Genomic DNA, 25,260 nt, shown 5'->3' on the forward strand with positions numbered 1-25,260 from the left:
TTTAAAAAAATAAAAAAAGTATTTTATTTAATTACGCTACGATTACTTCTTCTTTTTCTTCAGATTTAGATTCTGTGTAGAGTTTGTGTGCAATCTCTTTTAAAACTTCGAGTCCTTTTGCTTCAGTTCTCAATAATTCAAGGTTTGCGATAACTTTGTCGCCGAATTTTTCTTTTACGAGCTCAAGTCTTTTTTCCTGTAAGCTTCTTCTTGCCCTACAGAAGTCACATTCCACATCTTCAGGGATTATCTGGTTTACGATAACTGAATCTACAGGTATTTTAAACTTGTTCAAAGCTTGCATTGCCCTTTCACTTTCTAAAATACTCATTTCTTCAGGAATTACAACAAGTCTGAATGCTGTTCTATCAGGATTTGCAAGAATTCCTCTTGCTTTTGTAATTCTCTCTTTCATTACTTCCATTTCTTCCAAGGCTTTATCGTAGTCTACATCTTCGCCTTTACCGCCAAATGGCATGACTTTTTTCATCATGTTCATGAAACCGCTCATCTGTTTTTTGAACTTGATCATTTTGGTCATGTATTTGTCCATAATTTCTGGAAGACCCAAGAATCTTAACGTGTGTCCAGTTGGTGCGGTATCGAATACAACTATGTCAAATTCGTCGCTGTCCATGTATTTTAAAAATACATCAAATGCTGCGCTTTCGTCAGTTCCAGGAGATAATGAAGCCATTTCAAGTTGATCTTCAAGCATTCCGCCCATCATTGGATTTTCATCCATCTGTGATTTTAATTTTTCTTTGTATTCAGACATTGCAACTTCCGGGTCAATTTCTACAACATAGAGGTTTTCCATGCCGTTTACTTTTGTTGGTTCGTGACCAAATGACTGTTCGAAGCTGTCTCTTAATGAGTGAGCAGGGTCTGTTGAAACTACAACTGTTTTCATGCCTTGTTCTGCACAGTAAATACCTGTAGCGGCACTCATTGTAGTTTTTCCAACTCCACCTTTTCCACCAAACATGATGTACTTGGTTCCGTTTTCTTTTTCAAGTTTTTTAGCGGTAATTCCTTTTAATGATTCCTTTAATTTAGATAATACCAAAATATCACCTTACTGATAATCTAAGATACTTAGTAGTTACACGTTTTTATAGGTTTTTAATTAACACGGTTCATTTTTAAGTCGACTAATTAATTCTTCAACATCTACGAGTGTTGAAATACATCCATCCTTCATTAAAAGTTGTCCCTGAATAGGTATATTCTTTCTCGAAAGTGAATTCATTCCATGAAACATGTCGTTATGGCATGCTACTGCAAAAACTCCGTCTGGCCTTTTCTCTTTTAAAACTCTCTTTAAAAAAGTAGAACCTGGAACCACGTAAGTTTTGTAGCCATTTTCTTCAGCAACTTTTATTATTCTTCCAATTGGACATTTTCCACAGAATATGCACTCTACCCCATCAGGACCGAGTTTTCCAGGGCATTTTAAGTCCCTCAAACAGTGTGGAAGGATTAAAACTTTATTTTTTGATTTTTTAAATTCTTCGCAGTAGTACTTGTTATAAAAGTCACTCGCAACTTTGTAAAATGTATCTTCCGTTCCAATTATTAGAAACATTCTTAATAGAATGGAATAAAAGTTATTTGTAATATACAATGATAATTTAGGAAAAAGGATTTTATTCTTCTTTAAAAGATAATATCCGAGAATAATTGCAGTTAACAATAAAAGAATTGCTAAAACAATTAATATTGATGAAATTATCCCCAAATACTCAAAAATCCACATACTACTAATATCCATTTTATCACGGTGAACTAAATGAAAATTTCAATTTCTTTTGATTTTTTTGATAGCGATGAAAACCCAAAAACAGTTGATTTTAGCGATTATTGCGTTATTGTAATCGATGTTTTAAGGGCCTCTACTACCATTTGTACACTACTTGAGTTATGTGACAAGATATATATAACAGACAGTCTCGAAAAAGCCGAAAAAATAGAAAATTCTATTAAAATAGGTGAAAGAAACGCTCAAAAAATTGAAGGATTCGATTTTGGAAATTCTCCTGTTGAATTAATTGTGAATAAAAATTTAATAAAAGAGCATGCAAATAACGGGGGAAATATTGTATTAACTACAACAAACGGAACGAGAGTTCTTGAAAGTATCGTTTCAAACCACGTCCTGATAGGTTCAATTACAAACGCAGAAGCAGTTGCTAAAAAAGCCTACAAAATTGCAAAAGAAAATAAAAAAGGAATAATGCTTGTTCCAGCACACAGAAAAGGAAATTTCGCAGTTGAAGATTTTATCGGGGCCGGAATTATTGCAAATTATCTTTTTAAAGAATACGATGAAGAAATTCCCAATGAAAAATTTGAAGAATTGATTCCTGCAAGATCTTTGACTAAATCTGACTGGGTAAGAAAGATATTTGAGTCAAATTCCGGAGAAAACTTGAAAAAATTAGGTTACTTTGAAGATTTAATATTCTGCACTTCGAAAAACAGCCAGAACTCCGTTGGAATTTTTGATAAAAAATCTGGAACCGTTTTACCTATCTAATTTAGAAAATAATATATAATTAAACTTGAGTTTTTATATTAATAATCTTATAATTGAAGGATTATTTTTAATTTAATTGTTTAATTTCGTCAGAGTTTGGTAATTTAAGATTAAATCGGATAAAAAAGATGGGGGAGAGCAAATTGATCTGGTCCAAAGAAGAAACACTGGATAGAAATGAAATCAAAAAAATACAGCTTGAAAGATTGAAAGAATCTGTAAAAAAGGCTTATGAAAATGTCCCACTATATAAGGAAAAATTTGACAGTATTGGATTAAAACCGGAAGATATAAACACGTTAGATGACCTTAAAAAGATTCCTTTTACGGTAAAAGATGATTTCAGAGCTAATTATCCTTTTGGAATGTTTGCAGTTCCAAAAAAAGAAGTTGTGAGAATCCATGCGTCATCGGGAACCACGGGAAAACCAACTGTTGTAGGGTACACTAGAAAAGATCTCAATACCTGGGCAGAACTAATTTCTAGAGTTGTAAGTGCTGCAGGAGTAACTGATGAAGATACTGCTCAAGTTGCATTTGGTTATGGACTTTTTACAGGGGGATTTGGGCTACATTACGGTCTTGAAAACGTTGGAGCTTCTGTAATTCCAATTTCAAGCGGAAATACTGAAAAACAGTTAATGCTTATGAAAGACTTCGAAACAACAGTTTTGATCTGCACTCCATCATACGCCCTTTATATTGCAGAAGTTGCACAGAAAATGGGAATTGACCCTAAAAAAGACTTGAAAGTAAAAATAGGTCTTTTCGGTGGAGAAGCGTGCTCTGAATCTGCAAGAGCGGAGATTGAATCAAAATGGGGAATGTTGGCCACACAAAACTACGGTATGAGTGAATTAATGGGTCCAGGGGTTTCTGGAGAATGCAAATTCAAATGTGGAATGCACATTTCTGAAGACCACTTTATTGCAGAGATAATCGATCCAAAAACCGGTGAAGTGTTACCTGAAGGCAAAGTTGGAGAACTCGTCATTACAACACTTACAAAAGAAGCTCTTCCAGTTCTTAGATACAGAACAAAAGACATGACGAGCCTCACTTACGAAAAATGTGAATGCGGAAGAACCACCGCAAGAATGTTAAAAATGAAAGGAAGAAGCGACGACATGTTAATCATTCGAGGAGTAAATGTATTTCCAACACAGATTGAAAGTGTTTTAGAAGGAATCGAAGAAATCGGACCACACTATGAAATAATTGTTACTAAAAACGGGCACCTTGATCAGATGACGATCAACATTGAACTTGCGGATGGAAAATTCCTCGAAAAATTCAGCTGCCTTGAGCAGATCAGTAAAAAAGTAGATCACAAATTAAAAACAGTACTTGGTTTAAGCTCTAAAATAAATATAGTCCAGCCTAGAACCCTTGAAAGGTTTGAAGGTAAAGCAAAACGTGTAAAAGACTTAAGAAACTTCGATTAAATTCAATTATTTTTTTAATTTTAAATTTGATGAAAAAAAGAAGATATTTTAATTATTTTTTAAGGTTTTTTCTTCTCCAGTGTCTCATTTTTGGGTGCTGTTTAACGCTTCCTTTTGTTCTTGCAATAGCAAACATAGGAACTCTTCTGTTCTGTTTTAAAGCTTTTGCAAGTCTGATTTTTTTACCCAAAGGTTTGTTGCCTGCCATCTTTTCACCTCTGAACTTATCGTTTTAAACCAATAACTCTTGATTGAATATGTTTTGGGAAGTATTCAAGCGGATCGATTCCTCTTTGCCGTATTAACTCCCTTATTTCGGTTTCATAATCTGATTTCAAAAGTTCTTCACTTTCTTTTTCAGAAATTATGAAGTAATTGTTAACTAGATTTCTTAAAGTTTTGTGACCAAATCCCATTAAAGGAGTCACGTACTGAATATTTTTCCTCATTTCAAGGCTCTGGATCTCAGAGTGATCGAGTCTTGGAACACGATCATCTCTTCTTGTACCATCTGCAATCACATCGTATTTCTCGGAAATTATTTCGAGAACCTGCTTGTGCACAAACTGAATCCCGTTTCCAGGATATCCATCCTTTAAAATCATGTCAACAGATTTTTCGATTAATTCCTTATCCAATGACTCAACTTTATGAGAATAGCCAATTATCTTGGCAGTTTCTTCTGCATGACGGTATGAATCCAAAACTCCGAAATTAACGGTTACTAATTGAATTTCATAGCCCAGATTATGCAAAATTATGGCAGAAAGGGAACTATCTTTTCCACCGCTGAATAAAACGTGAGCTTTCATATGAATCAATTATCTTCTCATTATTGTGATTTCTTTCTTAGCAGGTTTGTTCATCTCGTATATTCTATCGAGAAGGCCCTTAAAGTACTCGTCAGTGAGTGGAATTGGAAGTTTTCCTGCCTGTGCGAGTTGTATTAACTGCATTTCAACCTGTTCTGCAAACTGAGGTTTTGCAAGTTTTATTCTTGCTAATCTCGATCTTGCGTCTTCAGAAAGAATCTGCCTGAGAATTTTTTGTTTTTGCATTTCGTATTGCATTTGCTGCTCTTGCGCTTGTCTCTGAGCTTCAGGATCATTTGCTGCCCCTTGCTCTTGAGCTTTTGCTTGCATTTCCTGCAATCTTCTTTGCCTTATTTCTTCCGGGTTCATGAAACCCCCTCTAATAAAATTAAATTATTGTGCTACTGAATCAGCTACTTCTTTTGCAGTGTTGTCTACTAAAGATTGGCCTTTTGGTGCAATGATTCTTCCACCATTTTCAGCTTTAGCGAGTAAGTCTTTAGCTTCTAAAGCTTGGAAAGCTGTTCTGATAATGTTTCCACTACCTTTAACGAATTTTTCAGGAGCGCATCCTCTGTTTTTTCTTCCACCGTATACGCTTCTTAATCTTTCAACACCAACAGGGCCGTTGATGTATACTTTCCTTAATATTGCAGCACATCTTACGTACCACCAGTCTTCGTTGTCAGGTCTTCTTTCTTTGTGAGCCCCTGTTTTAACGAAGCTTGTCCATTCAGGCTCTTCTACGCCCATTTCTTTCAATTTTTCAGCTAACTTTGCGATTAAATCGTTTGCTGGTACATCGTAAACGGTTACCATGTAAACACCTCTAATAATAACGTTCAGTTCATCCTTTTGTAACTCATATTCGGATAATCTGGACAATTAACGGATTCATTAAAACAATATTTAAAAATCCTTAAGACCGAGCAATCTTATTATAATAATCGTATCCCATATATATTACTTTCCCCGATTTTCAGCAATATAAATAAGAGTAAAAAAAGAGTAAAAAATGAAAAAAAGGTTAAAATATCATCCTTTATTAAAATAATCCTTTATCGTTTAAGGAGTGTTTTTTTAGACCGCATTTCTTCAAATTCTTCAACATACTTTTCTTTCTTTGTTTTCTTTGTTGAATACTTTTTCCATCCTTCTTTTGGCTTGAAAATAGTAATAACATTTCCAACTACGCTAATAATTTCTGCACCGGTTTCTTTAGCAACTTTTTCAGCCATTTCTGTTTTATCGCCACTTTCAAGTGCACTTTTTCTTACTTTAATTTTTATAAGGCTTTTATCTTTTATCTGCCTTTTAATTTCTTCGATAGTTTTATCGATCCCTTCCTTTCCAACCCAGACTACTGGTTCGATTTCGTGTGATTGGGACCTTAACATCTTTTTGGCTTTGGATGATATCTTTATTTCAGTATTTTCGGTCATAATCTCTCTCCTTGATATGTATGCGCATAATTTGATGTCATGAGTTAATTTTCCATTAAAACAGTAAAATTATTACGATAATCAATAAATTAATCTGTCCGCTAAGTTATTTAAAATATCATATATATAATGTACAGTTAGCAACATACTTATTGTTATTTAAGTATAAATATATTTTTGGAAAATTTTTATCATACTATTTGGAATATTATTTAAGAAGCCAAAAGGGGCTGGTTATATGAATGTACTAGTAAACAACAACCCAAAATCCGGAAAAACCTTGAAAGACGTAATAAAAGACGAATATTATATTCCGGGATCAAATATCGTGATTATAAAAGGAACCTCCACAGTAATTAAGGAAGAAACTAAGAAATACCTGATAAAAACTACCAAGGGCTCATTTGTAGTTGGAATAACTGAAGAAAATGAAACAGTTGCTTTCTGGAATAAAAATTACAAATCATTTGAAGATAAATCTCTGATCTGGAAAAGTATTTCTGATGTATCTTTTGGATCTATAGAGATACCCCTTCCGGTAAGTAGCTTAAAACAAAATTTTAAAAAGTGGGACGTTGTTTTAAGCGTTTCAGGACTAGATACTAGTGAAGGAAATCTGATATTCGTTCAAAGAGATGTATTGGAATTATACGGGCTTGAAAATCCAAAAATAGGTATATTAATTGGTGGAAAACGAGTTTTAAAAACATTGACTGCCAAGGATACAATAATATCAATAGAACAGATGCGGGAATCAAAAGAAAATATCAATTATGAAATAACTACTGATTTAGACAAAGAAATTCAGGATGATTGGAAAATATACACTTACTGTAAAGCAGAATTTGATGGCCCTTCGAAAAGTACGGAACATACCCTTGCAATTCTTGAAAACGGCACTTTAGAAATATCGGAAAATACAAACACGTATGTTGCAGATTGTAGACTTCAAACCCTTTTGATAGATGAAGAAAATCCTGAAGATAGAGATAGAGGAACTATTACTGTTAGAAATATTGGAAATGGCGTTGGGAAAGTATACATCTATCAAGAAAACCGTGCATCATCCCTGTCCCATACCGTAGTTGGGAAAGTTACAGATGGAATTGAAATCGTTGATTTTTCAAATTCTGGGTATATTACAGTAAAAACGAGCCCTGAAAGACTCAATGTAATTGGAAAAACACAAAAAGATGCCAAAATTTTGTTTGGAAAACATGGGATAGCCTTAAAAATGGATGGAAATATAAATGAAGATGCCATAATCGTTGAACAAATCCCGGAATGTACAATGGATATATTAAAATCAAAAGAAGTTACTACAAAGGGAATCGAACCTGAAAAATTATTATATGTCGAAATATACGACAAAGATGCCCCAACTACCGCTTGGTACTTTAGAAAAATCACGGGACTTACTACAAAAAGAATCGGTACATTGAAGATTTATTTCAGACACGATGACATTTCAATGTTTGAAAGAGATTGGGATTATTCAAAAGGATTACTGCCTGAAAATACGCCTGAAAAATCTGTTGATCCTGGAATAATTGCCGTTACAAACATGGTTAAAAAATACAAAGGATATATTGGAGTTAGAACTTCTTCAAACGATAAATATGGACCTACGGGAGAAACTTTTGAAGGTACAAATGTCGTTGGAAAAGTAGTTAAAAACTCGGAAATTTTAAAAAGCGTTAAACAGGGCGAAAACATATACATACTTGAAGTTAATAAAAACTAGTAACTTTATGTGAAACTTTTATTTCTTTATTATTTAACTGGAGGAATGATTATGGATTGGAAAGCGGTATCCCCATACAACCCAAAATTAGATTTAAAAGACTGTTACTTGTATGATACAACATTGCGAGATGGTGAACAAACCCCCGGGGTCTGTTTTACACATGATCAAAAACTTGAAATTGCTAAAAAATTGGATGAACTTAAAATTAAGCAGATTGAAGCAGGTTTTCCAATTGTTTCTGAAAACGAGAGAAAATGTATTAAATCCATTACTGGCGAAGGACTGAACGCACAAATTTTGGCATTATCAAGAGTTTTGAAGGAAGATATTGATAAAGCAATAGAATGTGACGTTGATGGGATAATCACATTTATTGCAGCTTCTCCGATGCATTTGAAGTATAAATTACATAAAAGCCTCGATGAAGTCGAAGAAATGGGTATGAAAGCCGTTGAATACGCAAAAGACCACGGACTTTTCGTAGCGTTCTCTGCAGAAGATGCAACAAGAACTCCGATTGAAGATATCATCAGAATTCACAAAAATGCAGAAGAACACGGTGCTGATAGGGTTCATATTGCAGATACCCTCGGATGTGCTACACCCCAATCAATGTACTACATCTGTTCTGAATTAAGCAAACATTTGAAAAAAGCACATATTGGAGTACACTGCCACAATGACTTTGGATTTGCAGTTATAAACTCGATATATGGGTTATTAGGTGGGGCAAAAGCAGTATCTACCACAGTCAATGGAATAGGCGAACGAGCAGGAAATGCTGCAATTGAAGAAATTGTAATGGCTTTAAAAGTACTTTACGACTACGACATGGGCTTAAACACTGAAATCTTAACCGAAATGTCAAAACTTGTTGAAAAATATTCAAAAATCAGGATTCCTGAAAATAAACCTCTTGTTGGGGAAATGGCATTTTACCATGAAAGTGGAATACACGTTGATGCGGTTTTAGAAAATCCTTTAACATATGAACCATTTTTACCTGAAAAAATCGGTCAGAAAAGAAAAATCATACTTGGAAAACATTCAGGTTGCAGGGCAGTTGCTCACAGGTTGCAAGAACTTGGTCTTGAAACATCCAGAAATGAACTCTGGGAAATTGTAAAGAAAACAAAAGAAACTAGGGAAGAAGGTACCGAAATAAGCGACGAAGTGTTTAAAAACATTGTCGATAAGATTATTAAATAACTTTAAAACTTTTTTAAGGTGGGAACTTGTTTAGCTGGATAATAACTGCAATTATTGCCGCAATTATCGTATTCTTGATCTTAAAGTTTATTTTTAAAATGGTATTTACAACAATAAAATTAATATTGCTTTTTGCAGCGATAATTCTGATTGTTTACGCGCTTAGCGTATTAATTTAATTTTTTATTAATTTTTTTAAAAAATTTTAAAAATAGAAATTTTTCCCGATTAGTTGGAGTGGTGACTAAAAGAGATAGATAGAGAGATAGTTTAACATCATGTTTGTACGCATATGGCTAGTGATGGTCTAATGGTTGCAACCATACTATTACTTCACACTTATACTATATAAGTATTACGAATTAAAAAAAAATCATACTGAAAATTATATTTCTTAAAATTAGTATTACAATTAAAATCAAAATAAAAAAAGAATTAAAATGGCCAAATTATTGGAATAAATATAATTGCAATTATTGCACAGATTATTTCAAGTGGCCAGCCTGATTTTGCGTAATCTTTAAATGAATAACCTCCAGGACCAAGTATAATCATGTTTGGAGGTGTCGCAATTGGAGTTAAGAAGCATGATGATGCTGCAACTGCAATTGCCATCAATATCGGTTTTGCACTAACGTCAAATGCATCTGCAAGAGCTATTCCAAGTGGCATTACCAGAGCAGCTGTTGCAGTGTTTGACATTACTTCAGTAATTAATGCAGTCAAGATATATGCTGCTGCAAGAAGTGCAAGTGGGCTATGAACATATGTGATAACTGTGTTTGCAATCATTGTAGCAGCACCGGTAACCCCCATTGCAGTACCAAGCGGAAGCATTCCTGCAAACAAAAATATCGTTGTCCACGAAATACTGTTAAATGCTTCCTGCATCGTGATACATCCGGTCATTACGACCACACATGCACCAAGCATGAATGCAGTTACAAGTGGAATCGTTCCAGTTGCGGTCATCAATACAACAAATGTAAAGACCAGCGTTGCAATCCACATCTTGTTAGTTCTATATTTTAAAGTATCAGAAACAAAATCTCTTGCTTTTGCTTTTGATTCGGGCAGTAATTTGTGCCCAATTGCACCATAATATAAAATTCCTGCAATGAATATTAAAATTCCTATTTTTGCAAACTCAAAAAATCCAAATGGAGCAATTCCTGATTTTTCAAGTGCATCGTTTACAAGCCCGTTTGGAGGAGTTCCAATTAACGTTAAGGTTCCACCAAGGGACGCTGCATAAGCCATAGGAATTAACAATTTTCCAGGTTTTAAACTTGCGGAAACACAGATTCCCATTACAATTGGTATAAATGCTGCTGTTGTTCCAGTGTTTGATAAAAATGCAGACATTGTACCTATTGCAAGCATTACAAGTAGCATTAATTTTAACTGGCTTTTTCCAGCTGCTTTTACAGTCATTTGCCCGATTTTATCTGCAAAACCGGTTCTAAATACGGCTTCACCAAGTATAAATGCGGCCATAAACAGTACTACCCATTTATTCCCAAAATCAGCGAAAGCTTGCGTACTAGACAGTATATCTATCCCGGGAAAACTTAAAGCGACCGGAACAAGCATTGCAGTAACGGGTAGAGGGAGTGCTTCTGTAAAAAACATTACAGCTGCAGTTCCCAAAATTATAAGCGTGATTATCGATTTTTGGCTGTTTATTCCGTCAGCAGATTCTTCATCCACGTACGTGATCTTTGTAAAACCAATTAAAAATACGGCAAGCACGAGTAAAATTAGTGCTTTTTTCATAAAATCACCTCGTTATCTAAATTTCGATAAATTCACCTCGTCGAATCGACTTTAGAAAAACTTTTGAAAAAATCGTATAAAAGTAGAATGCATATAAAACTAGGTTTATTGGCTTTGAATAAATACTAACTGGATAAATTGTTAGTTTTTAAAGAACTTCGAGGAATTTCTCGAGTTAAAAGTTTAGTCTCCGACATATTGCCTGAATAGATTTTTCTTAGATTCTATCAGGAACTTTTATTCCTATATTCTGTGTAATATTTATTACTATTCATTTGAATCGGAAAAAAATAGTGCCCTGAACTTAAAAAATAATTCTTTAAAAAAGCGATTTTGTAAAATAAAATATAAATTTAAACCAAAAAAGAAAAGTAATGGATTATGCTCTAGCTTCTTTAGCTTTAGGCCTTAAATTTGTGTATCCACATTTTCTACATTTTGTAGCTTTCCATGAGTTTCTTGAATTACATTTCATGCAAATCTTTTTCATGAAAACTCTTTTGATTGCTTCTTCGAATGCCATTATCTCACCTGTTTCGTATGTTATTTAAAATTTCGTTCTGAATCCTAATGATTTCATCAGATGTTTTTCCACAATACTGTTCAAGTAACTCTTTATTAACATCTATAAAAGTGTTTCCCCATTTGAAACCATTCAATAAAGAGACGGCCTCATTTTTATAGTTTGCTATATAGAGGGTGGCCACTATTGCTTCCAGAGTAGTTAGTTTACAGGGTTTTCCGTAATTTACAGGATTTCCTGCAATCAAGAACGGTAAAACTCTCTGATTCTTGGCGTTTGTTTTTTTAAATACAACTTCAGCCTGTTTCCACGAACAGTCCAGTCCCAAAATTCCATATTTTTCGATAATTTCCCTATCTTCAACGGAAACTGTCTTTTCCGAATATGGATTTAGTAAAAGTGAATTCCTCGGAACCTTGTTTGGATTTGTAATTATCTTTGCGTACCCGAGTTTTCCCATTTTTAGTGCAGTACACCGTTTTGGGTCGCACTGTTTTTCATGGTATATGAAAAGTTTCATTGAAATCACTAAGATATATATGAATACAACACCTATGATGTTTTGAAATTTAAACCTACTGGTGATATGTTGAATTTAAGAAACACAAAAGCAGGTTTTTTGTTGAGTGCTGAGCACGAAAAACTCCCACTGGCAGAACTAAATGCTTTAATCGATATTTTTAGTCTTGATGGTAATTTAAACTGCTTTAAAAATTACGTGATACTGGAAAGTTCAATTTCAGAAGATATTATAAAAAAAATGGTTAGTAGAGGTGGGTATACGAACGAAGGACACGTTTTATTCTCAGAAACTCCGATAATTAACCAGAATGTAGACGAAACATTGCATAATTTTTTCAAAATTTCTGAAACTCTTGATTTTCCAGTTGAACATGATGAAACTTTTGCAGTTCGTGTTTTAAAATTAGAAAAAGATAGCCCGTTCAATTCGATGGAAATCGAAAGAAAACTCGGAGGGATTATAAAGAAAAAAACTTCTGCTGAAGTAAGTTTAAAAAACCCGATAAAAACTATTCGAGTTGTTATTTCAGATAATAAGATCTATACAGGACTCGTTCTTGAAAAAAGAGATATTGAATATTTCCAAAATAACAGGCCCCATTTAAGAGCATATTTCCACCCAGGATGTATAATGCCAAAACTTGCAAGGTGTCTTGTAAATTTATCGAGAGTTAAAGAAGGAGAGATTGTTTTAGATCCATTCTGCGGAACAGGAGGATTCTTAATTGAAGCCGGATTTTTAGGATGCAAATTAATTGGTAGTGACATCGATGAACAGATGGTAAAAGGTGCAATTTTAAACTTAAATACATATGATTTATCAAAACAGGTCATTTCAATAAAGCAGAACGATGCTAAAAACGTCTCAAAATATTTAGGAGAATTGGGAATTGAAAAAATAGATGGAATTGTAACTGACCCCCCATACGGGATTTCCACGTTCAAAAAAGGAGATATGTTAGAAATTTTCGAAAAAATTGCTGGTGTTTTAAAGAATAACGATTATTTAGTCTTTGCAGCCCCAAATAAAATGGAACTTAATTTAGAGTTAGTTAAATTCTACGAAATGAGAGTTCACAAAAGCCTTACAAGGTATATTCACGTTTATAGGAAAAATTAAATTTAAAAAAGAAAAAATTATTTAATCGTACTTGAAATCTTCAAGCTCTTTTTTAACTTCTTCTAGACTGGTATTGTCTTCCAAAGTGCTAACATCCCCTATATCTTCGCCCATTATAAGTTTTTTCAAGATTCTTCTCATTATCTTTCCACTTCTTGTTTTTGGAAGTTTATTTACGAAGAATATCATTGCTGGAGTTCCAATTGGACCAACAGTATCCCGGATATGCCTTATAAGTGTAGCTTTTACTTCATTTGATGGAAGTTCCCGGTATTTTTCGTTTAATATCACAAATGCAACAGGAACCTCTCCTTTCACGTCATCAGGTTTTCCAACTACTGCAGACTCTGCAACCATTTTATTCGATACAAGTTCGTGTTCGAGTTCCGCAGTTCCGATTCTGTGTCCTGAAACATTCAATACTTCGTCAGATCGTCCCAGTACCCATATATATCCATCCTGATCTCTTATTGCATAGTCAGATGTTGAGAATTTGTTTTTGAACCTATCCCAATATGCTGCACGGTACCTTTCATCATTATTCCACAGCCCTGCAAGCATTCCTGGCCATGGCTTTTTTATGATAAGATTTCCTTTTACATTTGCATCAACTGGATTTCCTTCGTTATCTACAACATCAACGTCAATTCCAATTCCTGGGAACGTTGCAGAACCTGGTTTTAATGGGACTGACTGGAGTCCAATTGCAGGGTATATCATGTGTCCCCCTGTTTCTGTTTGCCAGTAGCAGTCACATATTGGGCATTTTTCTTTTCCAATTACTTTATAGTACCATTTCCAAGCTCTTGGGTTTATCGGCTCACCAACGCTTCCCAAAAGTCTCAGTGTTGATAAATCGTGAGTATTTACCCATTTTTCACCGTACATCATGAGCATTCTTATCGCGGTTGGTGCAGTGTAGAGTAATGTAACTCCGTGATTTTCTACAATACCCCACAATCTGTCAGGTTCAGGGTAATCTATCGCACCTTCGTAAAGAACTATCGTAGCACCAAGTGATAGCGGCCCATAAACCACATACGTGTGGCCGGTAATCCAGCCAATATCTGCAGTACACCAAAATACATCCATTTCATTTAATCCCCATGTCCAATCCATGGTTTTCGTAGCGTAAGTTAAATATCCCCCTGTTGAGTGAACTACCCCTTTTGGACTTCCTGTTGTACCGCTCGTGTAAAGAATAAATAGTGGGTGCTCTGACTCTACAGGAACCGGTTCTACGTAGCTTTTAGCTCCGCCCATCAATTCATCCCAGAAGTACTCTTTTCCGGAAACTAAATTAAATTCTTCACTGCCTCTTTTTGCATAAACTACGTGTTTTATTGAATTACAATTTAATAGTGCTTTATCCAGTATTTTTTTAAGGTCAATCTCTTTTCCACGCCTGTACAACAGGTTTGTAGTAACCAATATTTTTGATTTTGAATCATTTATCCGATCAGCGAGCGCATCTGATGAAAATCCAGAGAATACAACGTTGTGGATTGCCCCAATTCTCGAACATGCGAGCATTGCAATAATTGCCTCTGTCATCATCGGCATGTAGATTGTAACAACATCGCCTTTTTCAACGCCCAAATTCTCAAGAACATTTGCGAATTTATTTATTTCCCGGTATAACTCATAATATGTTAAAATTCCGCAGCTCCCATCCTCTTTTTCGCAGATTATAGCAGCTTTATTTCTCCGGTTTCCTTTTATGTGTCTATCAACACAGTTGTAACTTGCATTTAAAATACCGCCTTTGAACCATTTTGCGTAAGGAGGATTCCAGTCCAATACCTTATCCCAGGTTTTATCCCATTCTAAACATTTTGCCTGTTCTCCCCAGAATTTTTCAGGGTCATCCAAAGCTTTCTGCTGCATTTCCGAATATTTTTCGAGCATTATGTATTTGTCTCCAGTTTTCATTATCATCCCTCAAATTTATTTGTCATTATTAATCATTATAGATACGACAAAGTATATATAAATTTCGGATGAAGTAGGTATATGTTAGTCTGATGACGAAATAATTCTAAATAAAATAGCGATTACGTTTAATATCGGTTTTAAAAAAATTAGTTTTGATAATTCAAAGATTCTAACTATGGATTTTTCAATCAATAATCCCATAATAAATTATATTAGTTATTTAGATTATATGTACTATATTGTTTTAATTAAATTGCGAGAATCCATCATATTCAGGTTAATCGGTGATATTTTGAAACAGATTGCGTTCTACGGAAAAGGAGGCATTGGAAAGTCGACTACTGTTTGTAATTTGGCAGCGGCATTATCAAAAAGTGGTAAAAAGGTTATCGTTGTAGGATGTGATCCAAAACACGATTGTACGTCCAATTTAAGACGTGGTGAAGATATACCTACTGTTTTAGATGTTTTGAGAGAAAAAGGAATTGATAAACTTGGAATTGAAACCATAATTCGCGAGAATTTATTAAAAAAAGAAGACATAATTTACGAAGGATTTAATGGAATTTACTGCGTTGAAGCAGGCGGCCCAAAACCCGGGTACGGCTGTGCGGGAAGAGGAGTGATTGTTGTAATCGACCTCTTAAAAAAAATGAACGTTTTTGAAGAACTCGGTGTAGATATAGTTATTTATGATGTTTTAGGGGATGTTGTGTGCGGAGGATTTGCAATGCCGCTTAGAATGGGGCTTGCTGACCAGATTTACGTAGTAACTTCTTCAGATTACATGGCGCTCTATGCAGCAAACAATATCTGCAACGGAATAAGCCAGTTTGTAAAACGTGGAGGAAGTACACTTGGAGGCATTGTATACAACGTCAGGGGATCTATGGATGCATTTGATATTGTAAGTGAATTTGCGAGTCAGTTAAATGCAAATATCATTGGAAAAGTTCCAAATTCTTCAATAATTAACGAAGCTGAAATCGATGGACAGACTGCAATAGAATACGCTCCAGAAGAAGAAATAAGTAAAATATACATGGAACTTGCAGAAACGATATATAAAAATAATACTGGAACGACTCCAAAACCGCTTGAAAACGCCCAAATAATGCAGATTGGAAAAATGATTAAAGAAAGAATAAAAAAACAGAAAACTGTCGAATAAGAGATGCGTGAAACAATGGATGTAATTGTAGTAGGTGGCGGAACTTCGGGACTTCTTTCAGCACTTGCACTTGAAAAAGAAGGGCATAATGTAATCGTATTTGAAAAAGAAGATGTTGTAGGCGGTTTATGTAGGAGTGAAAAAATTGACGGATATACTGTTGATATTGGAGTCCACGCAATTACCATGCTCGATAACGGACCTTTAATCAGACTTTTGAATAAGTACTCGCGATACATTCCAAATTTCAGAAATTATGGGGATTACTACATAAGAACTGATAAATTACACAGAATCCCTGTTTCGATGCATGAATGGATGACTACACCAGTAATTCCAAATAAAGACAAAGTTTTGATCACTTCAAAGATTATGGACTTAATGACGATGGGTTTTACAAAAGATGCTTCTGTACATGATTTTGTAAAAGAAATGGGCCTTAGTCAAACGTCAATAGACTTTTTCAACACTATTGCTTATTTTTTAAGTGGAGAAGACCTTGAACACACACCACTCTGGAGATTTTTTACCGGTGCAGGCTATATTCCTGAAGACGATATTTTACCATTCATCTACAAGGATATGAAAATAAATCCGCTGAAATCAACACTTGTAAAGAAATTTGGAACTGAAAGAATCATCAATATCTTAAATGCCGGATTTATAAGCTCCATAAAAAACGGTTCAAAAAAATACATCAATAAATTCATGACTGAGCACAGATATTCAACACAAGGCTATCCTGTTGGTGGAGTTCAGTCTATCTGTAATTGTGTAACTTATTCACTTACAAATACCCAAATAAAAAACGAAGAAGTCAAAAAAATAACAAAAAACGGTAAAAAATACACTGTAAAGACTTCTGAAGGAGAATACACGTCAGATATTATTGTTTATTCTGCACCTGCAATTACGTTACCAAAAGTGGCGAAAATAACTAAAATTCAAAAGAATAAGGAAAAATTAAGCAACATCAAGTTTACAAAATCAACTACTGTCTGGATCGGGGACGAAAAAAATTACTTCCCATATTTGGGTTCTGAAATCTGGATAGAGAATCCTTGCTGGGCGTCTACCATTTCAAACTACGATGAGAGCCTAGCTCCAAAAGGAAAACACTTAATGGGCTTTTCTTTCGTAAATTCAAAGAGAGAAGATGCTTTGCAAACTATTGAAAATAAACTAAATTTAAATACCGATAAAGTCGATATGCTCTATGTTCAAGAAACGGTTCCAGAGCAGGCATCTTGCTCAATTGGACAGTTCTTCGTTTACCCGAAAATTGATGATAGTTTCTTTGTTGTTGGAACAGATTCTGATCCCCGAAGTATGGGCATAACAAGAGCCGCATATTCTGTTGAAGTCATGTTATCTGAATTTAAAAATATCTACGATACTCAGAACGAATCAGCTAAAAAATAAATTAAATTTAAATCGGTGAATTTTATGAGCAGATTATTGGAAGAATCATTGAAAACATGCCCTATTGTAAAAAGAGGAGAATACCACTACTTTATACACCCCATATCTGATGGAGTTCCACTTGTTAAACCAGAATTATTAAGAGACGTTTCAACAAGAGTCATCAAGATGATTGACACAGACATTGATAAAATAGTGACCGCAGAAGCCATGGGGATTCCAATCGTGACCGCAGTATCGATTGCAACAGATATTCCTTATGTCATAATGAGAAAAAGAGAATACTTACTCGAAGGCGAAATTCCAGTTCACCAAGAAACTGGATACAGTAAGGGGGAACTCTACTTAAACGGGATAAATAAAGGAGACAAAGTTGTAATCCTCGATGATGTTATATCAACCGGTGGAACCCTTGTTGCAATTATAAACGCATTGAAAAGAGCTGGTGCAGATATCAAAGATGTTTTGTGTATAATCGATAGAGGAAACGGGCAGAACGTTGTTGAAGAAAAAACAGGATACAAAGTAAAAACTCTTGTAAAAATTGAAGTTGTTGATGGAAAAGTACAGATATTAGAGTAAATTTGGGTGAAATTTTGGACATAATTCCTTCAAAAATAGTGTGTGCTGGATTAAATTACAAAGACCATGCCAAAGAACTTAAAATGGAGTTGCCAAAAGAGCCAGTCATATTTTTAAAACCCACTTCTTCGATAATATTTAACGAAGAAGCAATAAAAATACCAAAAGCATCTAAAAGAGTTGATTACGAAGCTGAACTTGCAATTGTAATTGGAAAAACCTGTAAATCTGTAAAAAAAGAAGATGCTAAAAACTACATAAAAGGATTTACAATTTTAAATGATGTTACTGCAAGAGACATTCAGGAAAAAGATGGGCAGTGGACAAGAGCCAAATCCTTCGATACGTTTTGTCCAATTGGTCCAAAAATAGTATCTGGAATAGATGCAAACAACTTAAAAATCCAGTTAAGAGTTAATGGAAAAATAAAACAGGATTCTAACACCAATAATATGATATTTGATGTCGAAGAACTTGTTGAATTTGTTTCATCGGTAATGACACTTTATCCGGATGACATTATTTCGACAGGAACTCCGCCAGGAGTTGGAAAACTTGAAAAAGGAGATACTGTCGAAATTGAAATTGAAAACATTGGAATTTTGAAAAATTTCGTTGAATAATTTAATATTTTTTTATGTGTGATACTTTGAACGTAGGAATTGTTGTACATGGGCCTGAAATCATTGATTCGGGATTTGCAGAAAAAATTTTTGCTATTTTAAAAAATTTAGATGAAAATATCAATTTACAGATTAAATTAGGCGGAACCATTGGAAGGGTTGCAGTAATCGATAATTCCCTTGAAGATATCATCGATATTTCTGAAAAGCTGGTTCCATCAAAATCACTTAAAAAACTTGAAAATAATGACATATTAATTCTTTTAAACTATGGAAAATCAAAAATTACCGGCCACACTTTCGGAAAAATCGTTGTTGAAAGATCAAACGTTGAAAAGCCAGTTATTCAGATTGAAAGGCCTGGAGAATCTGATGGAACGATAATACTATGGAATACTACAAAAGATGATGAAAATTTAAGAAATATTGTGGACGAAATTTCGGATAAACTCGATTTAAACGTTGACGAATGTATCAGTAAAGGATTAAATTTCTGGGTTGAAGGAACTAAATCGTTTAGAAAAATAAATGGTGTAGATATTGACGAGTCCATTATGCTAAACGGCATCATAATTGGACGATCTAATCAAAACGATGTTACAATAGTTTCTGAAAATGGAAATATCGTGGATATTATTGGTGGAACTGTCAAATGGCATGGTGTTGAAAAGTTAGGAAATATCGACCTTGAAAAAGTTGTTGTAAAAACAGGACTTTTAAGGCGCCACCCTTCAAAAAACCAGAAAATTGCCAAATATAACTTAAATTCTGATTTAGGAGAAGTTTTATTTGTAAATCATGCTGGAGAAGACGTTTTAGAAACCATAAAGCATAAAAAAATATGTGCTGTCATAACGGTTGGTGACGATACAACAACAATCTGCGGAGATATCCTCTCAAGATTTGGAGTTAAAATAATTGGAATTACTGACGGGGATAAAGACGATATTTTAAAAAATCCGAGTATTTTAAGCGGTTCTGTTGTATTTCTGATTAAAAATCAAAAAGATGACGATGTCGGGGAATTACTTGAAAAAGAACTTGGTAATTTTGAAAAATTGGGGAATTTTGAAAAATACGTGGAAACTATAAAACAGATAATGAAGAGAGAATGTATTGAATTTGAAGAAATAATCTATTAACTAAATCATAACTCCATTTTTATTTAACGTAATTATGTGAAAAGATGATGGAAATATTTTGTATGGATTGCGGATTAAAATTAAATAAGAACGATAAAACGTGTCCAAATTGTGGAAGTTTAAAACAGGAAATCATAATTGATATTGTCGATACAACAACCATAACCGTGCATGAAGAAATACGTGGTAAAACTAAAAAAATGGATTTAAAAAAGCCATTATTTGAGTTTAAACAAGGCGATAGTTTACATAAAAAATCAGGTGTCTGGAATCATCGGGAAATGATAATAGATAGAGAAAATAACACATATAAAGAAATAATAATGGATAAAGACAATAACATAATACATTCCTGTGAAGAACCACTTTCAGAACATTTTGGCCACGGTAGTGCAAAATACAAGTCTAATAAATATAAAGAAAATAAATAATCCATTGAGTTTAAAATGGGGATTTTATGAAATATTTGGATTTTATGATAGATTTTTTTGAAAATAAAGGCGTTAAATCTGTTTTCGCATATCCTGGAGAGCAGATTCTTCCAATTTATAGGGCACTTCATGAAAACTCGAAAATAAACTGTATCGATGTAAAACATGAACAAGCTTCTGCTCATGCGGCAGATGGATACTTTAGGGGTACAAATGAAGTTGGAATTTGCCTTGCAACTGCTGGCCCAGGCGCTACAAATTTAACAACTGGTATAGCAACTGCCTTTAAAGATTCTTCTTCAGTTCTTGCAATTACTGGACGGTGTTCTACAAATTATATTGGAAAAAACTACTTTCAAGAAATTCCAATGGATTTCTTAAATTTTGAAAAAGGATATTTTATCGAGAGTCCTGACTCCAAATATTTAATTAATTCATATAATGATGTTTATGAACTTAAAAAACCGATTTCATTAAATATTCCTGCAGATATCTACGACCAATCCGTTATTGATTCAGAAATGGATTTAAAAAATAATTTTGGTGAATCGATTGAAAATGCGGTTTCAACGATAAAAAAGTACAAAAATGCTAAAAATCCCGTTTTACTCATCGGACAGGGAATTTATGGAAATTTAAAATACTATGAAATGATTGAAATTGGTAAAATTTTAAAAAAGCTTCAAATTCCAATATTAACAACTTATCCTGCAAGAGGGGTAGTTGATGAGAATTTTGAAAATGTATACGCAATGGTTGGAAGAAGGGGAAGTTTAGAGTCAAATGAACTCATTTTAAAAAGCGATGCAGTATTTTCAATAGGTGCAAGTCTTTCATACAACACACTTCCAGAAAGCATAAGGGATAAAATTTTATATAATGTAATTCCCCTTAATTTTGGTATCAATAGTACCAACGACATTAAGACTATTGTAAATACATTTAATGAAAACGTTTCTTCCGGCCACGTTAAGCTGTCCGGACAAAATTTAAGCCGAAACGAATTTAAATTCGGCGACTATTCTACTAAAATCCATGAAATATTGGAAAATTTACCAAAAGATACAATAATAACTACGGATGCTGGAAATCACACTGTTTTCGTTTCTTTATTAAAAAAATGTGTGGCTCCACGAAATATCATTTCTTCTCATTCAATGGGCACTATGGGCTTTGGGCTTCCTGCCTCAATCGGTGTCAAATTTGGATGCAATGATTACAATATAAACCGAGAAGTCGTTTCCATCAGTGGAGATGGCGGTTTTCAGATGAATATCCAAGAACTTGGGACTGTCGCTGAAAACAATTTAAAAATACTTATTGTAGTGATGAAAAACAATCATTTAAACATGTTTGGCAAAATCAATACGCCCGATTTCAATAAAATAGCGGATGCATACGGAATTGAAAATGTTTACATCCAAAACAGCGATGAAATCGGTGAAAATGTATCTTACTTCTTAAAAAAGAGCATTCCATACGTTATGGTTGTAGAATGCGAAAATGAAAAACTTCCAAAACCGTTTATTTAAAATTAACACATAACTTATTCGGTGAAAATATGTCAAACGAATTATTTGAAACCCTTACAAGTAATATTCACTTTAATGTGACAGAAATGGGTAGAAAAACGTGGAATCAAAACTGGATGGTTCCTGAAAACCTGATTACAATTGTAGGACTTAAGAATGGTAAAAAACCTGTATTCTACTACGGGCTTACTGAAAATTACAGAACAAACTTCGTTTTAAAAAAAGGAACTTCAGAAAACGGCAATAAATACATAAATGCCAGAGTTTACTTCAGATTCTGTAAGGATACAATTGTTGAAAAGGAAAAATACGTTGTTGCAAACGGATTTAACGGCCTATTACTCGGAATAAAAATAGGAAAAACTGAATTTATAAACACTTTCAAAAGTATGCTCCTTGAAGAGTACAAAAGAGGAGATGCACATACAATCGAAGTTTTAGAAAGAATGAAAGATAGAAATGTCTTTGAATCTGTTGAAGAAAGTGCTCAGTATATTGCTGATAGAGATTACAACTGGTTAATCGGCAGATTAAAATATAAAGGCAAATTATTCAACTATTCCGGTCAAGGCTACTGGTTACTTCCTTTGAAAACCCAGATGGAATTAACAAAAGGTTTCGTTGAAGAAGACTGTGATTTAACGATAGACCTTGAAAATACAGAAGTTTTCGAAAACTACCTTATCTACGTTGACACGATAAACAGTGTCGTTAGATACAATGGTGAAAGGCTCTGTACTTCAGGATATTCGCTTGCAGAAGAGTTGAAAAAACATAACGACGAAAATACCTGTCCTTGGTGTGGGGAAAAATTAAGGCTCATAAGAACCAAAAAAGGAGAATTTTTAGGTTGCTCCTCTTATCCAACATGCCTTTACAGGCGATTTTTAAATAAAAAATAAAATAATTCTTTTTTTAATTATCGATTTATTTTGGTGACGTTTCAATGACTACAAAACGAATAGATGTCAAAGGCATCGTTCAGGGCGTTGGTTTTAGGCCTTTCGTATACAGAATTGCTAAAAAAAACGACATGCAAGGTTATGTCAAAAACATGGGAAATTACGTTGAAATAGTAGTTTCTGGAGAATTGAAAAATATTGATGCTTTTTTATCAGATTTGAAACTCGAAAAACCGCCACTATCAAAAATCGATAGCATTTCTATTAAAAATATAGATGAAAATTTAAACGAAATTTACAGCGATTTTACAATAACATTAAGTGAAAACTCCGAAATTGAAGAAGAAGGAACTATTCCTCCCGATATTTCGATATGTGATGAATGTTTAAAAGAAATAATGGATAAAACGGACAGAAGATCAAATTACGCATTCACCGCATGCACAAACTGCGGTCCAAGATTTACTGTCATTGAAAAACTGCCTTATGATAGAGAAAACACGTCAATGAAAGATTTTCCATTGTGTGAAAACTGTATCGAAGAATATAAAAGTCCAGAAAATCGAAGATTCCACGCTCAGGCCACCTGCTGTGAATTTTGCGGTCCAGAACTTTTTATAACCAACAATTCTGGAAAAATAGTAAGTAATGACATTGTTGATGCCGTTAAATTCCTAGAAAATGGAAAAATCCTTGCAATTAAAGGGATTGGTGGAACTCACCTCGTTTGTTCAATTAATTCCGATGAAACTGTTTTAGAACTTCGAAAAAGACTTAACAGACCAACTCAAGCTTTTGCAATTATGAGTCGAGAAGAATATTTAGATTTATTTTCAAAAATTGATGAAAACGAATTAAATGCAATAAAATCTCCAAAAAAACCAATTGTTGCCCTGAAAAAAAATGAACTTTATGGAAAATATTTTTCAAAACACGTTTCAAACCTAAACACCATTGGAGTAATGCTCCCTTATTCCGGACTTCACCACCTTCTTTTTGAAAATACTGACCAAATTGCATATATAATGACTTCTGCAAACATGCCCGGACTTCCAATGTCGATAGACAATGAACAGATTTTAGAAAAATTAGGAAATATTGCAGATTATTTTTTACTCCACAACCGAAAAATTGTAAATCGATGTGACGACAGCGTTTTAAAAGAAATAAATGGAAAAATGGAACTTTTAAGGCGTTCTAGAGGCTTTGCTCCAGAACCTGTTGAAGTAAATTATGGAACAATTAAAAACAGTAACAAAAACATTCTTGCTCTTGGCCCTGAATTAAACTCGGTTGCATGTTTGGTTAAAAATAACAAGTTTTATTTAACGCAGTATATTGGAAATACTGGAAAATACGAAACTTTTAATTATTTAAAGGAAGCTGTAGAAAATTTGATAAAAATCACGAACACGAACAAAATTGATACAATAGTCTGCGATTTGCACCCTTCTTTTAATTCAACGATTTTTGCAAAAGAACTTGGAGAAAAGTATGGAATTCCTGTAACCCAAATACAACACCATGAAAGCCACTGCTATTCATTAATGGGAGATTCAGATATTTTTGAAAATAACGTCACAATTGCAATTGACGGCCTTGGATACGGTAACGATGGAAATATCTGGGGTGGAGAGATATTTTTATTTAAAGATGGAAAAATTGAAAGAACTGGTCACCTTGAAGAACAAATTCAGCCTGGAGCCGATCTTGCATCAAAATATCCGTTAAGAATGCTTGCTTCTGTGTTACATAAAGCCAATCTAAACGTTTCTGAAATTATTAAAGGATATAACTATTTTTCAGAAAAAGAACTGAAATTGATATTATTCCAGCTTGAAAAAAACATAAATGTTTCAAAAACTACCTCAACTGGCAGGATTCTGGATTCAATTTCTGCACTTGTTTCTCTTTGTTTTGAGAGAACTTACGATGGTGAGCCATCGATAAGGCTTGAAGCACTTGCAAATGCATATAATGGAAAAATCTCGGAAATTGAAACATTAGTAGAAGATTCTCTTAAAATTGAAAATAATATAATCGATACGACTTCTTTGATCGTTAAATCATTAGAAATGTTGAATAACAATGAAAAAATTGAAAAAATAGCGTATTTCATTCATATTGCGCTTGCAGACGGGCTATCAAAAATTGCAATTGAAACTGCAAAAAAACAAGGTATTGAATATATCGGAATAACTGGCGGAGTTTCGTACAACAAAATAATTTCTGAACGAATTGTTGAAAAAATTGAAAAAGAATCATTAAAACCATTGATTCATGAGCGAATTCCAAATGGGGATGGCGGAATTTCCTTTGGCCAAGCTATCGGATATCTTTTAAATTCCAATTGATTTATTTAAAAAAAAGAAAAAAGAAAGGGCA

General features: G+C 33.9%; 26 protein-coding genes. 15 read left to right on the plus strand and 11 right to left on the minus strand.

Annotated elements, in window-relative coordinates; all coding sequences use genetic code 11:
- Nucleotides 1–31 precede the first annotated feature (31 nt).
- Entirely contained in the window at nucleotides 32–1,069 is a 1,038-nt protein-coding gene (locus tag HNP90_RS06825) for a TRC40/GET3/ArsA family transport-energizing ATPase (RefSeq protein ID WP_011977539.1), read from the minus strand.
- A 60-nt stretch (nucleotides 1,070–1,129) separates the two neighbouring features.
- Nucleotides 1,130–1,774 (minus strand): DUF116 domain-containing protein, encoded by a 645-nt coding sequence (locus tag HNP90_RS06830; RefSeq protein ID WP_011977538.1) that lies wholly within the window; start codon nucleotides 1,772–1,774, stop codon nucleotides 1,130–1,132.
- Between the two features lie 18 nt (nucleotides 1,775–1,792).
- On the opposite strand from HNP90_RS06830, the gene comB reads away from it, so the two are divergent.
- Together comB and HNP90_RS06840 are read left to right on the plus strand one after the other, a co-directional pair.
- Nucleotides 1,793–2,539 carry a 2-phosphosulfolactate phosphatase gene (gene comB / locus HNP90_RS06835; RefSeq protein ID WP_011977537.1) on the plus strand — a complete coding sequence of 249 codons (747 nt, stop codon included), beginning with the start codon at nucleotides 1,793–1,795 and terminating at the stop codon, nucleotides 2,537–2,539.
- A 143-nt stretch (nucleotides 2,540–2,682) separates the two neighbouring features.
- A complete protein-coding gene (locus HNP90_RS06840; RefSeq protein ID WP_011977536.1) occupies nucleotides 2,683–3,984 on the plus strand; it encodes a phenylacetate--CoA ligase family protein in 1,302 nt (433 codons plus the stop codon).
- Nucleotides 3,985–4,036: 52 nt separating this feature from the next.
- Here HNP90_RS06840 and HNP90_RS06845 read toward each other — a convergent pair whose 3' ends face one another.
- The 5 genes from HNP90_RS06845 to yhbY form a co-directional block, all read right to left on the minus strand.
- On the minus strand, nucleotides 4,037–4,192 hold the full coding sequence (locus HNP90_RS06845) for a 50S ribosomal protein L39e (protein WP_011170103.1): 156 nt from the start codon (nucleotides 4,190–4,192) through the stop codon (nucleotides 4,037–4,039).
- Between the two features lie 16 nt (nucleotides 4,193–4,208).
- The gene (locus HNP90_RS06850; RefSeq protein ID WP_011977535.1) at nucleotides 4,209–4,796 is read right to left on the minus strand and encodes a DUF7411 family protein; all 588 of its coding nucleotides are present in this window, start codon (nucleotides 4,794–4,796) and stop codon (nucleotides 4,209–4,211) included.
- Between the two features lie 9 nt (nucleotides 4,797–4,805).
- On the minus strand, nucleotides 4,806–5,165 hold the full coding sequence (locus tag HNP90_RS06855) for a DNA-binding protein (RefSeq protein WP_011977534.1): 360 nt from the start codon (nucleotides 5,163–5,165) through the stop codon (nucleotides 4,806–4,808).
- 24 nt (nucleotides 5,166–5,189) lie between these two features.
- On the minus strand, nucleotides 5,190–5,615 hold the full coding sequence (locus HNP90_RS06860; protein ID WP_011977533.1) for a 30S ribosomal protein S19e: 426 nt from the start codon (nucleotides 5,613–5,615) through the stop codon (nucleotides 5,190–5,192).
- Between the two features lie 239 nt (nucleotides 5,616–5,854).
- A complete protein-coding gene (yhbY, locus tag HNP90_RS06865; RefSeq protein ID WP_011977532.1) occupies nucleotides 5,855–6,238 on the minus strand; it encodes a ribosome assembly RNA-binding protein YhbY in 384 nt (127 codons plus the stop codon).
- Between the two features lie 238 nt (nucleotides 6,239–6,476).
- On the opposite strand from yhbY, the gene mmp3 reads away from it, so the two are divergent.
- Genes mmp3 through HNP90_RS06880 form a run of 3 tightly spaced genes read left to right on the plus strand, consistent with a single transcriptional unit; the run spans nucleotide 6,477 to nucleotide 9,373 of the window.
- Complete coding sequence (mmp3, locus tag HNP90_RS06870) at nucleotides 6,477–7,982, plus strand: methyl-coenzyme M reductase-associated protein Mmp3 (protein WP_011977531.1); 1,506 nt, start codon at nucleotides 6,477–6,479, stop codon at nucleotides 7,980–7,982.
- Between the two features lie 51 nt (nucleotides 7,983–8,033).
- Nucleotides 8,034–9,194, plus strand: coding sequence for a homocitrate synthase family protein (locus tag HNP90_RS06875; RefSeq protein ID WP_011977530.1), 1,161 nt, complete (start codon nucleotides 8,034–8,036; stop codon nucleotides 9,192–9,194).
- A gap of 26 nt (nucleotides 9,195–9,220) precedes the next feature.
- A complete protein-coding gene (locus HNP90_RS06880; protein WP_181486645.1) occupies nucleotides 9,221–9,373 on the plus strand; it encodes a hypothetical protein in 153 nt (50 codons plus the stop codon).
- Nucleotides 9,374–9,629: 256 nt separating this feature from the next.
- On the opposite strand, the gene HNP90_RS06885 is transcribed toward HNP90_RS06880, so the two are convergent.
- The 3 genes from HNP90_RS06885 to HNP90_RS06895 all read right to left on the minus strand — a co-directional run bounded on the left by HNP90_RS06885 (nucleotide 9,630) and on the right by HNP90_RS06895 (nucleotide 12,013).
- Nucleotides 9,630–10,970: an SLC13 family permease gene (locus HNP90_RS06885; RefSeq protein WP_011977529.1), complete on the minus strand. Its 1,341-nt coding sequence runs from the start codon at nucleotides 10,968–10,970 to the stop codon at nucleotides 9,630–9,632.
- 379 nt (nucleotides 10,971–11,349) lie between these two features.
- Nucleotides 11,350–11,493: a 50S ribosomal protein L40e gene (locus HNP90_RS06890; protein ID WP_011170095.1), complete on the minus strand. Its 144-nt coding sequence runs from the start codon at nucleotides 11,491–11,493 to the stop codon at nucleotides 11,350–11,352.
- 4 nt (nucleotides 11,494–11,497) lie between these two features.
- A complete protein-coding gene (locus HNP90_RS06895) occupies nucleotides 11,498–12,013 on the minus strand; it encodes a DUF367 family protein (RefSeq protein ID WP_011977528.1) in 516 nt (171 codons plus the stop codon).
- A 66-nt stretch (nucleotides 12,014–12,079) separates the two neighbouring features.
- Between HNP90_RS06895 and HNP90_RS06900 the strand changes: the two genes are divergently transcribed.
- Entirely contained in the window at nucleotides 12,080–13,135 is a 1,056-nt protein-coding gene (locus HNP90_RS06900; RefSeq protein WP_048060439.1) for a DNA methyltransferase, read from the plus strand.
- 21 nt (nucleotides 13,136–13,156) lie between these two features.
- Here the strand turns inward: HNP90_RS06900 and acs are convergent, their stop codons facing one another.
- On the minus strand, nucleotides 13,157–15,067 hold the full coding sequence (gene acs, locus HNP90_RS06905) for an acetate--CoA ligase (RefSeq protein ID WP_011977526.1): 1,911 nt from the start codon (nucleotides 15,065–15,067) through the stop codon (nucleotides 13,157–13,159).
- A gap of 295 nt (nucleotides 15,068–15,362) precedes the next feature.
- On the opposite strand from acs, the gene nifH reads away from it, so the two are divergent.
- The 9 genes from nifH to hypF are packed head-to-tail and all read left to right on the plus strand — an operon-like array spanning nucleotide 15,363 to nucleotide 25,229.
- Nucleotides 15,363–16,241, plus strand: a complete 879-nt coding sequence (gene nifH / locus HNP90_RS06910) for a nitrogenase iron protein (protein ID WP_011977525.1) — start codon at nucleotides 15,363–15,365, stop codon at nucleotides 16,239–16,241.
- A gap of 15 nt (nucleotides 16,242–16,256) precedes the next feature.
- Entirely contained in the window at nucleotides 16,257–17,663 is a 1,407-nt protein-coding gene (locus HNP90_RS06915) for an FAD-dependent oxidoreductase (RefSeq protein ID WP_011977524.1), read from the plus strand.
- A 24-nt stretch (nucleotides 17,664–17,687) separates the two neighbouring features.
- On the plus strand, nucleotides 17,688–18,245 hold the full coding sequence (hpt, locus tag HNP90_RS06920; RefSeq protein WP_011977523.1) for a hypoxanthine/guanine phosphoribosyltransferase: 558 nt from the start codon (nucleotides 17,688–17,690) through the stop codon (nucleotides 18,243–18,245).
- Nucleotides 18,246–18,259: 14 nt separating this feature from the next.
- On the plus strand, nucleotides 18,260–18,868 hold the full coding sequence (locus HNP90_RS06925; protein ID WP_011977522.1) for a fumarylacetoacetate hydrolase family protein: 609 nt from the start codon (nucleotides 18,260–18,262) through the stop codon (nucleotides 18,866–18,868).
- A 26-nt stretch (nucleotides 18,869–18,894) separates the two neighbouring features.
- Nucleotides 18,895–20,010: a DUF2117 family protein gene (locus HNP90_RS06930; RefSeq protein WP_048060438.1), complete on the plus strand. Its 1,116-nt coding sequence runs from the start codon at nucleotides 18,895–18,897 to the stop codon at nucleotides 20,008–20,010.
- Nucleotides 20,011–20,054: 44 nt separating this feature from the next.
- Nucleotides 20,055–20,441 (plus strand): zinc ribbon domain-containing protein, encoded by a 387-nt coding sequence (locus tag HNP90_RS06935; RefSeq protein ID WP_011977520.1) that lies wholly within the window; start codon nucleotides 20,055–20,057, stop codon nucleotides 20,439–20,441.
- Nucleotides 20,442–20,467: 26 nt separating this feature from the next.
- Nucleotides 20,468–21,973: a thiamine pyrophosphate-binding protein gene (locus HNP90_RS06940; RefSeq protein ID WP_011977519.1), complete on the plus strand. Its 1,506-nt coding sequence runs from the start codon at nucleotides 20,468–20,470 to the stop codon at nucleotides 21,971–21,973.
- Between the two features lie 29 nt (nucleotides 21,974–22,002).
- Nucleotides 22,003–22,875, plus strand: coding sequence for a topoisomerase DNA-binding C4 zinc finger domain-containing protein (locus HNP90_RS06945; RefSeq protein WP_011977518.1), 873 nt, complete (start codon nucleotides 22,003–22,005; stop codon nucleotides 22,873–22,875).
- Between the two features lie 44 nt (nucleotides 22,876–22,919).
- Nucleotides 22,920–25,229, plus strand: a complete 2,310-nt coding sequence (hypF, locus tag HNP90_RS06950; protein WP_011977517.1) for a carbamoyltransferase HypF — start codon at nucleotides 22,920–22,922, stop codon at nucleotides 25,227–25,229.
- The last annotated feature ends 31 nt before the right edge of the window (nucleotides 25,230–25,260 follow it).

The organism is Methanococcus maripaludis, from assembly GCF_013760955.1.
GTDB lineage: Archaea > AGJL01 > Methanococci > Methanococcales > Methanococcaceae > Methanococcus > Methanococcus maripaludis_A.